Source organism: Acidovorax sp. 69 (assembly GCF_002797445.1).
GTDB lineage: Bacteria > Pseudomonadota > Gammaproteobacteria > Burkholderiales > Burkholderiaceae_C > Acidovorax.
The window spans coordinates 3679635-3692451 of the sequence record NZ_PGEP01000001.1 but is presented as its reverse complement, the minus strand read 5'-3'; the positions used below and the strand labels follow the sequence as shown (position 1 = coordinate 3692451).

The following is a 12817-nucleotide window of genomic DNA, read 5'->3' as shown; positions in this document are numbered from 1 at the left end:
ATTGATGGAATAGCGAAAGTATATGCCCGAGGAAAAAGGGTGCGCTTTCAAAGGGGGCCATGCGCCGCTGAAGTTTGTCCGTGATGGTTATTCCAATAATTCAATAATCGTTGTATTATAAATGTATGCAAGAAATCGATGTTGTCCGTGCCCTCGCTGCTTTGGCTCAGGAGGTTCGCCTGCGGGTCTTTCGCGCCCTGGTGGTGGCTGGCCCTGCCGGGCTGACCCCGGGGGATTTGTCTACGCAGCTGGAGGTTGCTGCCAACACCTTGTCGTTCCATTTGAAGGAGCTGACCCATGCGGGGCTCATCAGCCAGGAGCGGCAGGGCCGCAACCTGATCTACCGCGCTGCGTTCGACACCATGAACGCGCTTTTGGGCTACCTCACCGAAAACTGCTGCCAGGGGGCCGCGTGTGCGCCTTCTGAAGCGGCGTCGTCCTGCCACTGTGAACCCCTTGTTGAAGGAGAACCCTTATGAAACGTTTCCACGCCCATGTGCATGTCGAAGACCTGGCCCAGAGCATCGCTTTCTATTCCAAGCTGTTTGACGCCCAGCCTGCCCGTGTCGAGACCGACTACGCCAAGTGGATGCTGGAAGACCCGCGCATCAACTTCGCAATTTCCACCCGGGGCGCCAAGCCGGGGCTGGACCACTTCGGCATGCAGACCGACGACGCAGGCGAACTGGCCACTTTGAAGGCCCGTGCAGAGGCTGCCGACATGGCGCTGCTGGATGAAGGCAGCACCACCTGTTGCTATGCGCGCAGCGAAAAGCATTGGGTGACCGACCCGCAGGGCATTGCGTGGGAGCATTTCCACACGCTGGGCGACATCCCCGTCTTCAATGAGGCCAGCCAGCCTGCTGCAGCGGGCGCCTGCTGTGCCCCTGCCGCAGAGTCTGCCCCCGCAGTGGCCCGGCCCGCGTGCTGTGGCCCCGCAACGGCCGCCCCCACCAAAGCCACCTGCTGCTGAGGGCTGCCCATGAACACGCTGAACGTCCTGTTCCTCTGCACCCACAACTCTGCCCGCAGCATCCTGGCAGAGGCGTTGCTCAACGACATGGCCCCCGGCCGCTTCAAGGCCTATTCCGCAGGGAGCAGCCCACGCGCCAACCAGCAACCCCACCCCCTGGGCCTGCAGGTGCTGCGGGCTGCGGGGATTGCCACCGAAGGCCTGCGCAGCAAGGGCTGGGACGAGTTTGCGGCCCCCGGTGCGCCTGCGATGGATCTCATCATCACCGTCTGCGACAACGCAGCGGGCGAGGTGTGCCCGATTTGGCCGGGTCATCCGGCCACGGCGCACTGGGGTTATGCCGATCCGTCCGAGGGTGATGCGTCGGAAGACGAAAAACGCGAGGCCTTTCGCAAAACGCTGCACGCCATTCATCAGCGGCTGGAGCTGCTCATCAACTTGCCTGCGGACAAGCTCGAAAAGACCCTGCTGCAAGGCTCGGCCCGTGAGCTGGCCCGGCACGCCGTGGCGCCATGAGTGCGCACTGCGAGGCGCCGGCGCAGCAAACGCCGGGCGCACCGATACCCGCCCCCATGAGCATGTTCGAGCGCTACCTCACGGTGTGGGTGTTTTTGTGCATCGTGGTCGGCATTGCGCTGGGACAGTTGTTCCCCAGGGCCTTCCAGGCCGTGGGCCGCATGGAGATCGCACAGGTCAACCTGCCCGTCGGGTTGCTGATTTGGGTGATGGTCGTCCCCATGCTGGTGAAGGTGGATTTTGGTGCGCTGGGTGAAGTGCGCAAACACGCCAAGGGCATCGGCGTGACGCTGGTGGTGAACTGGCTGGTCAAGCCGTTCTCCATGGCGTTTCTGGGCTGGCTGTTCATTCGCCAATGGTTTGCGCCGTATCTGCCGGCGGACCAGCTCGACAGCTACATCGCTGGCCTCATCCTGCTGGCGGCGGCGCCGTGCACGGCCATGGTGTTTGTGTGGAGCCGCCTCACCGGCGGCGACCCGTTGTTCACGCTGTCGCAGGTGGCGCTGAACGACAGCATCATGGTGATTGCGTTTGCCCCGCTGGTGGCGTTTTTGCTGGGCATCTCGGCCATCACCGTGCCCTGGGACACCTTGCTGACCTCGGTGGTGCTCTACATTGTGATCCCGGTGGTGCTGGCCCAGTGGCTGCGCCGGTCGTTGCTGACCAAGGGCATGGCGGTGTTTGAGGCCGTCATGGCGCGCATGGGCCCCTGGTCCATCACGGCGCTGCTGGCCACACTGGTGTTGCTGTTTGCGTTTCAGGGCGAGGCCATCCTGCAACAGCCGCTGGTGATTGCCTTGCTGGCCGTGCCCATCCTGATCCAGGTGTTCTTCAATGCCGGGCTGGCGTACTGGCTCAACCGCGCGGTGGGCGAGAAGCACAACGTCGCCTGCCCGTCGGCACTGATCGGCGCCTCCAACTTTTTCGAGCTGGCGGTGGCGGCCGCCATCAGCCTGTTCGGCTTTCATTCGGGCGCCGCGCTGGCCACGGTGGTGGGGGTGCTGATCGAGGTGCCGGTGATGCTGTTGGTGGTGCACATCGTCAACCGCAGCAAGGGCTGGTACGAGCGGGCGTGATTGGCGCGGTGGGGCAAAGCCAGATCAGCCCTTGGTGGTGAGCCGTGCCACCACCTTGCGGGCCAACGGGGCCGCCAGCATCACCGCCGGGAACGCGACCAGCCACCCCGTGAGCCAGGCACCCGCCCAGAGGCTCACCCAATCCTGCTGGGGCTGCACAGCGCGAAAGGTGGAGATGCCTGACACCAGCAGCGACATCACTCCCGACAGGATCAGGCTGAACAGCACAGGGCCATAGCGGGCGGGGATCATGCGGTGACCTCCTCGCCGGGCTGGTGCGCAGCCACACCGCCCAGGCGCTGCAGCGTCTCGGCGAAATGCTGCCCGAACATGCGGGCGGTCTTGGTATCGCCGGGCACAAAGGCATCGGCTGCCGCACCATGGCCTGCCTGCGCCATCAGGCCCGACCAGGAGCCCAGCCGATTGGCGGCCTCGTCGTACGGCACCCCGGCGTGCTGTTCGGGAAGGATGGGGTTGCCCACCCACACCATGCCGTGCTGCATGGCAAACACGAACATGGATACCAGCGTGGACTGCTTGTCACCCGCGGGCAGCGACGAAACGGTGAAACCTGCAGCGAGCACATTCTTGAGCTGCTGAGTCTTCCACAAGCGGCCGGTGGCATCCATGAAGGTCTTGAACGGGCCGGACACCCCGCCCAGGTAGGTGGGAGAGCCGAGGATGACACCGTCGTAGTGCAGCAGATCATCGGGCGTTCGGGCCAGGTCTTCGGCCTGCAGCAGATCGGTTTGAATGCCGGGGAGGCTCTGGGTGCCCTCCAGGACATGGCGGGCGATGTGTGCGGTGTGCCCGTGGGCGCTGTGATAAACGATGGCGATGGTTTTCATGGTGTCGATTCCAGTGTGGTGATTTCGGGAGGTGCAAACAGAGGTCATCGTGAAATCAGTGCGACGACCTGCGCGGAGAGGTACAGGCCCAGGCCAAAGACCGTGTGGTTGGCCAGGCTGCGCAAGCAGTTCTTGAGCGGTGTGGGTGTGCGCGATGCAGCGAACCCCGAGCCCATGGCGGGCTGCATCACCAGCAGTGGCGCCGCCACCGTGCAGACGCCCATGGCCAGCGCAGGCAGCAGGGTGGGGTGGTGGACCCAGGCTGCGCCCTGGATGCCGACCAGCACGGCGGCAAAAGCCACTCCCACGGCGTAGTGCGTGAACCAACCCCAGGCCACCTCGCCCCGGACGGGCGCCGCCTTGGCAATGGCTGTGTGGGTGAGCTGGCCCTTGAACAGGTGGCCCACCCAGCGGCCGATCAGGGAGAAGTTGAGCGTCGCAACACCCAGGCGCCGGAGCAGCAACAGCCAGGCGTCCATGACAGCGGTGGCACCCATGCCGATCAGGAGTGCGAGGGGAATGTCTTGCAGTGGGAGTGTCATCAAAGCACCTCGAAAAGTTGACGAAAGAACGTTTTGGAAGGAATATAGAAGTTCAAGTCAACTTGAGGTCAAGGGATTTTTGATGGACATTGCCGAAGTCGCCCGCCGCTCGGGCCTGCGGGCCTCGACGCTGCGGTATTACGAAGAAAAGGGACTGGTGCACTCTGTGGGCGCACCGGGTGAGCGTCGCCGTTTTGCCCCCGGCGTGCTGGACCAGTTGGCGCTGATTGCGCTGGGACAATCGGCGGGGCTTTCGCTCGACGACATCCGTTCCATGTTTCTGGCCAGTGGCGAGCCGAACATTGATCGGCAACTGCTCTCGGCCAAGGCCGACGAGCTGGACGCCATGGTCAAGCGCCTCAAAGCCATGAGCAACGGACTGCGGCATGCGGCGGCCTGCCCGGCCGAGAGCCACGCGCAATGCCCTTCGTTCCAGCGGCTGCTCAAGGCCGCTGCCGCCGGGGCGCTGGAGCACAAGCAAAACCGGGTGAAGCCTGTGGCCGGACTGCGCCGCACCGGTGCGTGAAGAGGGGCCGCTCAGGCATCATCGACGCATGCCTGCTTCTCCCTCTCTCAGCGACGCGCTGGGCCATGCCCTGACCGACAAACGCATCGACATCCTGCGCCAGATTGGCGCCTGTGGCTCCATCTCGCAGGCTGCGCGTGCCGTGGGCGTGAGCTACAAGGCCGCGTGGCAGGCAGTGGACACGCTGACCAACCTGGCGGGCACGCCACTGGTGGCCCGCGCGGTGGGCGGGGCAGGGGGCGGCGGGGCCCAGTTGACCGAGGCGGGGCAGCAGTTGCTGGCGGCGGCCAGTGCGATGGCGCAGGCGCGCGGCGCTGTGCTCTCGTGCTGGCAGGCCACGCCCCATGCGGGGCCTGCACTGGCGCGGCTGGCCGTGCGCACCAGCATGCGCAACCAGTTGCCCTGTGTGGTGGAGCGGCTCTCGGTGCAGGGGCAGATCGTGCGCGTGCACCTTTTGCTGGGGTTGGATGGCCGGGGGGCGGGCGATGGGCCAGTGGCGCTGGCGTCGCGCATCACCCGCGAAAGTGCCGAGCTGCTGGGGCTGCAGCCGGGGCTGGCCGTGCAGGCGCTGTGCAAGGCCACTGCAGTGTCGGTGGAGCGCCGCGGGCGCGTGGCCTTGGCCACTGAAGCCACGGTGGGTGTGCCTTCCGGCACCCACCTTCTGGATGCCCGGGCGACGCGAGTGGTGCGGGGCGGTTCGGGTGACGAGGTGTCTGCCGAGCTGGCGGGCGGTCTGCAGATGGTGGGCTTTGCGGCACCCGACAGTGGCTTGCGTGCTGGCAGCCCGGTTGTGCTGAGGGTGGAGGAAAACGCAGTGGTGCTGGCACTGGCCGAGATCTGATGTTCGTTTTAATGCTACTTATTTAATAGCATTTGGCGCATGATTCATAAGCGCTACAGCCCAATTTCATTCAAATTTTGAGGGGTTTGGTGTAGCGGCCCACCGGGCGCTGGCCTGGTGGGGGTGCTCACGGCCCCTTGGGTGCGCCCAGCTTTCGATACACCGTGGCGCGGCTGATGCCCAGCGCACGGGCGGCTTCAGCCACGTTGCCACGGGCGTCCTGTACGGCTCGGCGGATCAGAGCGGTTTCGGCCTCGCGCAGCGGGGCTGCCACCGAAGGCGCCGATGGCGTGGCGTGCGCCACTGCGGTTGCCGGGCCACTGGCACTGCTGCGGGTGAGATCTCGCAGTTGTGCCAGGGCCTGCAGACGCAGACCTGACCACAGAGGTAAATCCAGCGGTTGCGCCGGGTGCCGCCGTGCCGCATCGAACAGCATGGTCCAGGGCATGGCCAGCAGGTCACTGCAATGGGTGGGTGTGCCAGGCATGCGCAGGGGCTGGGGCACCAGCTGGCGTGCCATGCTGTTGGCGCCCATCACCACACCATCGCCGTCCAGCGCCAGCAGGCCATCCCCCTCGCCGCCCAGCGTGCAGCCGGGCCAGTTCAAGCGAAGCAGCAGTGCATGGGGTCGTTGCAGCAACAGGGCATCTTCCATGGCGCGGGCCGAGCGCGCCACAAGGTGGCGCAGCTCGGGCCGTTCGGGCACGTCAATGCCGGTCAGGTCCAGCATGCCCACGCACTGGCCATGGGGGTCGAACAGCGGGGCACCTGCGCAGCTGTAACTGCTGTTGTCGTCAAAAAAATGTTCGCCCCGGTGCAGCCACACGGGCTGCAGTTCGGCCAGTGCAGCGCCAATGGCAGTGGTGCCCACGGCGGCCTCCGAGAGATCAATGCCCACCCGGCCGATCGAACTTGCGCGCGGGTCACTGCGGTCGCAAGGGCCCTGCACATTCACCACGATGCCACGTGCGTCCGTGAGTATGGCGAAGTAGCGCATGCCGGCGATGGCGCGGGTGAGTTGGTCCAGCACCGGGCGGGCCGCGTGCAGCAGGGGGTGGTTCTCCTCCAGGCTGCGGCGCAGCGCCGGAGCGCTGACGGCGTCAAACGCTACACGCTGCGCAGGGTTGAGCCCCTGCGTCAGGCAGCGTTGCCACGACCGTGCAATCCATGGCTCGACCTCTGCGTGCGCAGGCGCTGCGCCACCCGCCAGCAAGCTCTGGCGGGCCTGCGCAATGAGCGCGTGGCGGTGTGCGGTGGTGCTGGGCGCTGAGGAAAGCATGGGGAACAGGCTCCTGGATGTCCGCATGATGCTCTGGTGTGCAGTGCAGCATGTTTCATTTTGAGAATATCCAGCCGGGGCCGCTGGAAATCTAGGGTTGTCCCTAGGGATCGGGGCGGGGGCGCGGCAGAAGATGCGCGGGTTAAGAACGCATTCATGGGCCCCTGCGAGATCGTGAACACGTTCTTATCCAGCCAAAACCTATCCAGGAGACAGCCAGATGCAAGTCCAGTTCACCGTCAACGGGCGCGCTGCCAGTGTTGACGTTCCTCCCAACACCCTGCTGGTCCACGCGCTGCGAGAGCACCTCGCGCTCACCGGCACCCATGTGGGCTGCGACACCAGCCAGTGCGGCGCATGCACCGTGCATGTGAACGGCCGGGCCGTCAAATCCTGCGCCATGCTGGCGGTGCAGGCCCAAGGGGCCGAGGTGACCACCATCGAAGGCATGGCCGCCCCGGACGGCACCATGCACCCCATGCAGGCGGCGTTCAAGGAGTGTCATGGCCTGCAGTGCGGCTTCTGCACCCCTGGCATGGTGATGAGCGCGGTGGACCTGTGCAAGAACCATCCAGGCGCCAGCGAAGGCGAGATCCGTGAGCTGCTCGAAGGCAATATCTGCCGCTGCACGGGCTACCAGAACATCGTGCGCGCGGTGCAGGTCGGCCAAAAAGCCATGGCATCGGCATAAAAAGGAGAACGACCATGGGTGCATCCGACTTTTCCAAGCTGCCGCATATCGGCGAATCCATCAAGCGCAAGGAGGACTACCGCTTCCTGACCGGCGCGGGCCAGTACACCGACGACGTGGTGCTGGCCGCACAAAGCCACGCCGTGTTTGTGCGCTCGCCACACGCGCACGCCGCCATCAACAGCATCAACACCAGCGCCGCCAAGGCCGCACCGGGCGTGCTGGGCGTGTTTGTGGGCGCTGATGTCGCCGCCGACAACATCAATGGCCTGCCCTGCGGCTGGCTCATCACCAGCACCAATGGTGAGCCCATGAAAGAGCCGCCACACCCCATCCTGGCCCAGGGCAAGGTGCGCTACGTGGGTGACCATGTGGCCATGGTCGTGGCCCAGACGCTGCAACAGGCGCGTGACGCGGCCGAGCTGGTCGAGGTGGATTACGACGTGTTGCCCGCCGTGGTCAATGTGGCCGATGCCGCCTCGGGCGCGGTGGCAGGCGCAGCACTGCACGACATTGCGCCCGACAACCATTGCTTCAAATGGGCCATTGGCGACAAGGGCGCAGTGGATGCCGCGTTTGCCAACGCCGCTCATGTCACCCAGCTCGATCTGATCAACAACCGCCTCATTCCCAACGCCATGGAGCCACGGGCCGCCATTGGCAGCTACAGCCGCGCCAACGATGAGTACACGCTGTACGTGAGCAACCAGAACCCGCACGTCGAGCGCCTGCTCATGACGGCGTTTGTGATGGGCCTGCCCGAGCACAAGGTGCGCGTGATCGCCCCCGACGTGGGCGGCGGTTTCGGCTCCAAGATCTATCTGTATGCCGAAGATGTGTGCCTGACCTGGGCCGCCAAAAAGCTCAACCGCAACATCAAGTGGGTGGCCGACCGCAGCGAGTCGTTCGTGAGTGACGCCCATGGCCGCGACCATGTCAGCCACGCCGAAATGGCGATGGACAAGGACGGCAAGTTCCTGGCCATGCGCGTGCACACGCATGCCAACCTGGGCGCCTATCTCAGCACCTTTGCCAGCGCTGTGCCCACCATCCTGTATGCCACGCTGCTTGCGGGCCAGTACACCACGCCGCAGGTTTATGTGGAGGTGGATTCCTGGTTCACCAACACGGCGCCCGTCGATGCCTACCGGGGCGCAGGCCGGCCCGAAGCCACCTACCTGCTGGAGCGCCTGGTGTCGCGCTGCGGCTGGGAGATGAACCTGCCGCAGGACGAGATCCGCAAGCGCAACTTCATCACCAGCTGGCCCTATCAGACGCCTGTGGCGCTGCAGTACGACATTGGCGACTACCACGCGTGCATGACGCAGGCACAGCAGTTGGCCGATGTGGCGGGCTTTGCGGCGCGCAAGGCGGCCAGCGAGGCCAAGGGCCTCAAGCGCGGCATCGGCTACAGCAGCTACATCGAGGCCTGCGGCATCGCGCCGTCCAACATTGCAGGCGCCCTGGGCGCACGCGCTGGCCTGTTTGAATGCGGCGAGGTGCGTGTGCACCCCACGGGCAGCGTGACGGTGTTCACCGGCTCGCACAGCCACGGCCAGGGGCATGAGACGACCTTTGCGCAGGTGGTGGCGGCGCGCCTGGGCATCCCGGTGGAGAACGTGGACATCGTGCACGGCGACACGGGCCGCGTGCCCTTTGGCATGGGCACCTACGGCTCGCGCTCCATCAGCGTGGGCGGTGCGGCCATCATGAAGGCGCTGGACAAGATCGAGGCCAAGGCCAAGAAAATCGCTGCGCATCTGATGGAGGCGAGCGATGCCGACATCGACTTTGCCAACGGCGAATTCAGCGTGAAGGGCACGGACAAGAAGATCCCGTTCGGCCAGGTGTCTTTGGCCGCCTATGTGCCCCACAACTACCCGTTGGATGTGCTGGAGCCGGGCCTGAACGAAACCGCGTTTTACGACCCGACCAACTTCACTTTCCCTGCCGGCACCTACATCTGCGAGGTCGAAATCGACCCCGCCACGGGCAGCACGCGGGTGGACAAGTTCACGGCGGTGGACGACTTCGGCACCATCATCAACCCCATGATCGTGGAAGGGCAGGTGCATGGCGGTCTGGTGCAGGGCATTGGCCAGGCGCTGATGGAGAACTGCGTGTACGACCGCGAGACCGGTCAGCTGCTCACGGGTAGTTTCATGGACTACGCCATGCCGCGCGCCGATGACTTCCCCGAGTTCAAGCTGGGCCATGTGTGCACGCCCTGTACCCACAACCCGCTGGGCACCAAGGGCTGTGGCGAAGCCGGGGCCATTGGTTCGCCACCTGCCGTCATCAACGCCGTGCTGGACGCGCTGCGTCCGCTGGGCGTGAAGGACTTTGACATGCCTGCATCGCCGCACCGCGTGTGGGAAGCCATTCAAAACGCCAAAGCTTGAGGAGATCCGCACCATGTATGCATTCACCTTTGAGGCCCCTTCCTCTACCGCCTCTGCCGCGCAGTTGATCGCCCAGGGCGGCAAGCTGCTGGCTGGCGGGCAAAGCCTGCTGCCCTCCATGCGCCTGCGCCTGGCCAATCCCGAAAAGATCATCGACCTGAACGGTATCGCCGAACTGGCGGGTATTCGCCGTGAAGGCAACGCGCTGGTCATCGGGGCCATGACGCGCCATGCCGATGTCGCTGCCAGCGCCGATGTGAAATCCGCGATCCCTGGGCTGGCCGACCTGGCGGCCCACATCGGCGACCGCCAGGTGCGCGCGCGTGGCACGCTGGGTGGCTCGGTGGCCAACAACGACCCGGCCGCCTGCTACCCCAGTGCGGTGCTGGGCCTCGCTGCCACGGTCATCACCAACCAGCGCGAGATTAAGGCCGACGACTTCTTTGTCGGCATGTACACCACGGCGCTGGAGGAGGGTGAGATCATCACCGCGATCCGCTTCCCCATCCCCAAGCGTGCGGTGTACCTCAAGTTCAAGCAGGCGGCATCGCGCTTCTCGCTGGTGGGGGTGTTTGTGGCGCAGACCGATGGCGGCGTGCGCGTGGCCGTCACCGGCGCGGCCACCAGCGTGTTTCGGCATGCGGGGCTGGAGGCGGCGCTGAACCAGAGCTTCACACCGCAGTCGGCCGCCAGTGTGAAGGTTGACGCGAGTGACCTGAACTCCGACATCCACGCCAGCGCGGCCTACCGTGCCAACCTCATCAGCGTGCAGACGCAACGCGCTGTAGCGCAGATGCTGGGCTGAACTTGGGCACACCCACCATCGCGGCACGGCACCAGGTGGCGGGGTTTTGAGTGAAATCAGCCGCTGGCGCATGATTCATATGCACTGGTAGCTATAAATAGAGTAGCAATGAATTCGTCCATCGCCGCACCGGTTCCTGTTTCCATCGACGCCCTGGTGTTGGCCTTGCAAAACGTGGGCTACTTTGCCGACCGGCGCCTTGCCACGGCGGTGTTCCTGGCGCTCAAGCTGCAGCGGCCGCTGCTGCTGGAGGGCGAGCCCGGCGTGGGCAAGACGGCGCTGGCCAAAGCCTTGGGCGAGGTGCTCTCGCGCAGCCTGATCCGCCTGCAGTGCTACGACGGCCTGGAGCAGCGCGAGGCACTGTACGAATGGAACTACGCCGCCCAGTTGCTGCACATGCGTGCGGCAGAGGGCCAAGGCAGTGCCGACATGGCGCAGGTGGAGCGCGAGGTGTACCAAGACCGTTTCCTCATCCGTCGCCCCTTGTTGCAGGCGCTGCAAGCCCCCGCGCCTGGTGCGGTGTTGTTGATTGACGAAGTGGACCGGGCCGACGAGCCCTTTGAAGCGTTTTTGCTCGAATACCTGGGCGAATACCAGGTGAGCATTCCCGAGATTGGCACCGTGTGCGCCACGGCCACGCCGGTCACCATCCTCACGAGCAACCGCACCCGCGACCTGCACGACGCGGTCAAGCGCCGTTGCCTCTACCACTGGCTTGACTACCCTGAGCGCGAGCGTGAACTGGCCATCGTGCGCGCCCAGGTGCCGGGCGCGAGTGCGGCGCTGGCCACCCAGGTAGCAGACTTTGTGGGCCGCCTGCGCAGCCAGCCGTTTGCCAACGCCTTCCAGCGCGCGCCGGGCATCGCCGAGAGCGTGGAATGGGCCAAGGCGCTGGTGGCGCTGGACACCATCGTGGTGGACCCCGAAGTCGTGTCCGACACCGCAGGCATCTTGTTCAAGCAGCGCGAGGATGTGGCGGCGCTCACGCGCGATATGGCAGAACAACTGCTGCAGCCTGCTGATGTCGATGCCTGAGGGCGCAGCCGTGGCAGAGGGCAAGACGATCTCTTCGATCTCCCAATTGGGCGATGCCCGCACCGGCAAGCTGGCCGACAACCTGAGCGGCTTTGGCCGCACGCTGCGCCGCGCCGGTGTGCGGGTAGATGCCGCGCGCATGGCGCTGGCCCAGCAGGCTGTGATGCTGGTGGGCCTGCAGCGCGGTGATTTTTGCGCCGCACTGGAGGCCGTGCTGGTCAGCCGTGAGCAAGACCGCATGGTGTTCCGCGAGCTGTTTGATGCTTACTTTCGCAACCCGAATGTGGCGCAAAAACTGCTCGCACAGATGCTGCCCAGCGCCGAATCCAAGGCAGAGCCCGCCAAGCGCCGCCCGCGTGTGAGCGAGGCGCTGGCCCCCGTGCGTGCCGCGCGCAACGCCCCACCTGCGCGTGAAGAGGACAAGATCGAGTTCGATGCCGCCATGACGGCCAGCGACCTGCAGCGCCTGCGGCAAGCCGACTTCAACCAGCTCTCGGCCAGCGAATACATCCTGGTGGAGCGCCTGGCGCGCGAGGTGCCCTTGCCCCTGCCGCGTTATGCGGCCCGCCGCACCCGGCCGGGTGTGCGGGGCAATCGTCCGCACTGGCCCGGTGCCATGCACCATGCAGCGCGCAACGGCGGCGAGGTGCTGCACATCCCGCTGCTGCAGCGGCGCCGGCAGCCTCTCCCGCTGCTGGTGCTGGTGGACGTGTCGGGCTCGATGGAGCGCTATGCACGGCTGCTGCTGGCCTTTTTGCACGCTGCCACGGCACCGCGTCACACTGGTACTGCGGTGCGCCGCGATGTGTTTGCCTTTGGCACGGGCTTGACCGACCTGACCCCGGCGTTTCGCCTTGCTGACACCGACGCCATGCTCGAGGCGGCCAGCCACGCGATCGCCGACTTTGCTGGTGGCACCCGCATGGGTGACAGCCTGGCCCAGTTGCGCCTGGCCCACGCCAGGCGCCTGGTCGGGCGGCGCACGCTGGTGCTGCTGATCAGCGATGGGCTGGACACGGGCGCACCCGAGGTACTGGCGCAGGAGCTGGGCTGGCTGCGCCGCCACGGTGGTCGCCTGTTGTGGCTCAACCCATTGCTGCGTTTTGAAGGCTATCTGCCCACGGCGCGGGGTGCGACGCAACTGCACCGCCAGGCCCATGGCATGTTGGCCGTGCACAACCTGGGCCATTTGCAGGACCTGGCCGCGGGCCTGGCCAGCGTGCTGCGGCAATGACGGCGTGGTCGATGCAGGCGGACCCAAAGCCGCGCAAGGCACCCGACCG

At 65.6% G+C, this 12817-nt stretch carries 15 protein-coding genes; 11 read left to right on the top strand and 4 right to left on the bottom strand.

Annotated elements, in window-relative coordinates; genetic code table 11:
• Positions 1 to 125 precede the first annotated feature (125 nt).
• The 4 genes from CLU85_RS16910 to arsB are packed head-to-tail and all read left to right on the top strand — an operon-like array spanning position 126 to position 2565.
• On the top strand, positions 126 to 479 hold the full coding sequence (locus CLU85_RS16910) for a helix-turn-helix transcriptional regulator (protein ID WP_100411281.1): 354 nt from the start codon (positions 126 to 128) through the stop codon (positions 477 to 479).
• Complete coding sequence (locus tag CLU85_RS16905) at positions 476 to 973, top strand: ArsI/CadI family heavy metal resistance metalloenzyme (RefSeq protein ID WP_100411280.1); 498 nt, start codon at positions 476 to 478, stop codon at positions 971 to 973. Before CLU85_RS16910 ends, CLU85_RS16905 begins: the two co-directional genes overlap by 4 nt.
• Before the next feature lie 9 nt (positions 974 to 982).
• Positions 983 to 1489 carry an arsenate reductase ArsC gene (locus CLU85_RS16900; protein ID WP_100411279.1) on the top strand — a complete coding sequence of 169 codons (507 nt, stop codon included), beginning with the start codon at positions 983 to 985 and terminating at the stop codon, positions 1487 to 1489.
• Between the two features lie 56 nt (positions 1490 to 1545).
• A complete protein-coding gene (arsB, locus tag CLU85_RS16895) occupies positions 1546 to 2565 on the top strand; it encodes an ACR3 family arsenite efflux transporter (RefSeq protein WP_100411278.1) in 1020 nt (339 codons plus the stop codon).
• A 24-nt stretch (positions 2566 to 2589) separates the two neighbouring features.
• On the opposite strand, the gene CLU85_RS16890 is transcribed toward arsB, so the two are convergent.
• The 3 genes from CLU85_RS16890 to CLU85_RS16880 are packed head-to-tail and all read right to left on the bottom strand — an operon-like array spanning position 2590 to position 3955.
• Positions 2590 to 2817: a DUF2798 domain-containing protein gene (locus CLU85_RS16890; RefSeq protein ID WP_100411277.1), complete on the bottom strand. Its 228-nt coding sequence runs from the start codon at positions 2815 to 2817 to the stop codon at positions 2590 to 2592.
• Entirely contained in the window at positions 2814 to 3413 is a 600-nt protein-coding gene (locus tag CLU85_RS16885) for a flavodoxin family protein (protein ID WP_100411276.1), read from the bottom strand. Before CLU85_RS16885 ends, CLU85_RS16890 begins: the two co-directional genes overlap by 4 nt.
• Before the next feature lie 44 nt (positions 3414 to 3457).
• Positions 3458 to 3955 carry a DUF2938 domain-containing protein gene (locus tag CLU85_RS16880; RefSeq protein ID WP_100411275.1) on the bottom strand — a complete coding sequence of 166 codons (498 nt, stop codon included), beginning with the start codon at positions 3953 to 3955 and terminating at the stop codon, positions 3458 to 3460.
• An 82-nt stretch (positions 3956 to 4037) separates the two neighbouring features.
• On the opposite strand from CLU85_RS16880, the gene CLU85_RS16875 reads away from it, so the two are divergent.
• Both CLU85_RS16875 and CLU85_RS16870 read left to right on the top strand, forming a co-directional pair.
• Positions 4038 to 4481: a helix-turn-helix domain-containing protein gene (locus CLU85_RS16875; protein ID WP_100411274.1), complete on the top strand. Its 444-nt coding sequence runs from the start codon at positions 4038 to 4040 to the stop codon at positions 4479 to 4481.
• A gap of 28 nt (positions 4482 to 4509) precedes the next feature.
• Entirely contained in the window at positions 4510 to 5322 is an 813-nt protein-coding gene (locus CLU85_RS16870; RefSeq protein ID WP_100411273.1) for a TOBE domain-containing protein, read from the top strand.
• A 127-nt stretch (positions 5323 to 5449) separates the two neighbouring features.
• On the opposite strand, the gene CLU85_RS16865 is transcribed toward CLU85_RS16870, so the two are convergent.
• Entirely contained in the window at positions 5450 to 6601 is a 1152-nt protein-coding gene (locus CLU85_RS16865; RefSeq protein WP_100411272.1) for a helix-turn-helix domain-containing protein, read from the bottom strand.
• Positions 6602 to 6821: 220 nt separating this feature from the next.
• On the opposite strand from CLU85_RS16865, the gene CLU85_RS16860 reads away from it, so the two are divergent.
• From CLU85_RS16860 to CLU85_RS16840, 5 genes are all read left to right on the top strand, one after another.
• Positions 6822 to 7292 carry a (2Fe-2S)-binding protein gene (locus CLU85_RS16860; RefSeq protein ID WP_100411271.1) on the top strand — a complete coding sequence of 157 codons (471 nt, stop codon included), beginning with the start codon at positions 6822 to 6824 and terminating at the stop codon, positions 7290 to 7292.
• Positions 7293 to 7306: 14 nt separating this feature from the next.
• A complete protein-coding gene (locus CLU85_RS16855; RefSeq protein ID WP_100411270.1) occupies positions 7307 to 9694 on the top strand; it encodes a xanthine dehydrogenase family protein molybdopterin-binding subunit in 2388 nt (795 codons plus the stop codon).
• Between the two features lie 13 nt (positions 9695 to 9707).
• Positions 9708 to 10499 (top strand): xanthine dehydrogenase family protein subunit M, encoded by a 792-nt coding sequence (locus CLU85_RS16850; protein WP_100411269.1) that lies wholly within the window; start codon positions 9708 to 9710, stop codon positions 10497 to 10499.
• A gap of 108 nt (positions 10500 to 10607) precedes the next feature.
• Positions 10608 to 11534, top strand: coding sequence for a MoxR family ATPase (locus CLU85_RS16845; RefSeq protein WP_100411268.1), 927 nt, complete (start codon positions 10608 to 10610; stop codon positions 11532 to 11534).
• A complete protein-coding gene (locus CLU85_RS16840; protein WP_198509213.1) occupies positions 11521 to 12768 on the top strand; it encodes a VWA domain-containing protein in 1248 nt (415 codons plus the stop codon). The genes CLU85_RS16845 and CLU85_RS16840 overlap by 14 nt, the downstream gene beginning before the upstream one ends.
• Positions 12769 to 12817 lie beyond the last annotated feature (49 nt).

Bases quoted from the DNA above. Each gene is read 5' to 3' on its own strand.
- CLU85_RS16910 (WP_100411281.1), top strand. From the start codon at position 126: ATGCAAGAAATCGATGTTGTCCGTGCCCTCGCTGCTTTGGCTCAGGAG.
- CLU85_RS16905 (WP_100411280.1), top strand. From the start codon at position 476: ATGAAACGTTTCCACGCCCATGTGCATGTCGAAGACCTGGCCCAGAGC.
- CLU85_RS16900 (WP_100411279.1), top strand. From the start codon at position 983: ATGAACACGCTGAACGTCCTGTTCCTCTGCACCCACAACTCTGCCCGC.
- arsB (WP_100411278.1), top strand. From the start codon at position 1,546: ATGAGCATGTTCGAGCGCTACCTCACGGTGTGGGTGTTTTTGTGCATC.
- CLU85_RS16890 (WP_100411277.1), bottom strand. From the start codon at position 2,817: ATGATCCCCGCCCGCTATGGCCCTGTGCTGTTCAGCCTGATCCTGTCG.
- CLU85_RS16885 (WP_100411276.1), bottom strand. From the start codon at position 3,413: ATGAAAACCATCGCCATCGTTTATCACAGCGCCCACGGGCACACCGCA.
- CLU85_RS16880 (WP_100411275.1), bottom strand. From the start codon at position 3,955: ATGACACTCCCACTGCAAGACATTCCCCTCGCACTCCTGATCGGCATG.
- CLU85_RS16875 (WP_100411274.1), top strand. From the start codon at position 4,038: ATGGACATTGCCGAAGTCGCCCGCCGCTCGGGCCTGCGGGCCTCGACG.
- CLU85_RS16870 (WP_100411273.1), top strand. From the start codon at position 4,510: ATGCCTGCTTCTCCCTCTCTCAGCGACGCGCTGGGCCATGCCCTGACC.
- CLU85_RS16865 (WP_100411272.1), bottom strand. From the start codon at position 6,601: ATGCTTTCCTCAGCGCCCAGCACCACCGCACACCGCCACGCGCTCATT.
- CLU85_RS16860 (WP_100411271.1), top strand. From the start codon at position 6,822: ATGCAAGTCCAGTTCACCGTCAACGGGCGCGCTGCCAGTGTTGACGTT.
- CLU85_RS16855 (WP_100411270.1), top strand. From the start codon at position 7,307: ATGGGTGCATCCGACTTTTCCAAGCTGCCGCATATCGGCGAATCCATC.
- CLU85_RS16850 (WP_100411269.1), top strand. From the start codon at position 9,708: ATGTATGCATTCACCTTTGAGGCCCCTTCCTCTACCGCCTCTGCCGCG.
- CLU85_RS16845 (WP_100411268.1), top strand. From the start codon at position 10,608: ATGAATTCGTCCATCGCCGCACCGGTTCCTGTTTCCATCGACGCCCTG.
- CLU85_RS16840 (WP_198509213.1), top strand. From the start codon at position 11,521: ATGTCGATGCCTGAGGGCGCAGCCGTGGCAGAGGGCAAGACGATCTCT.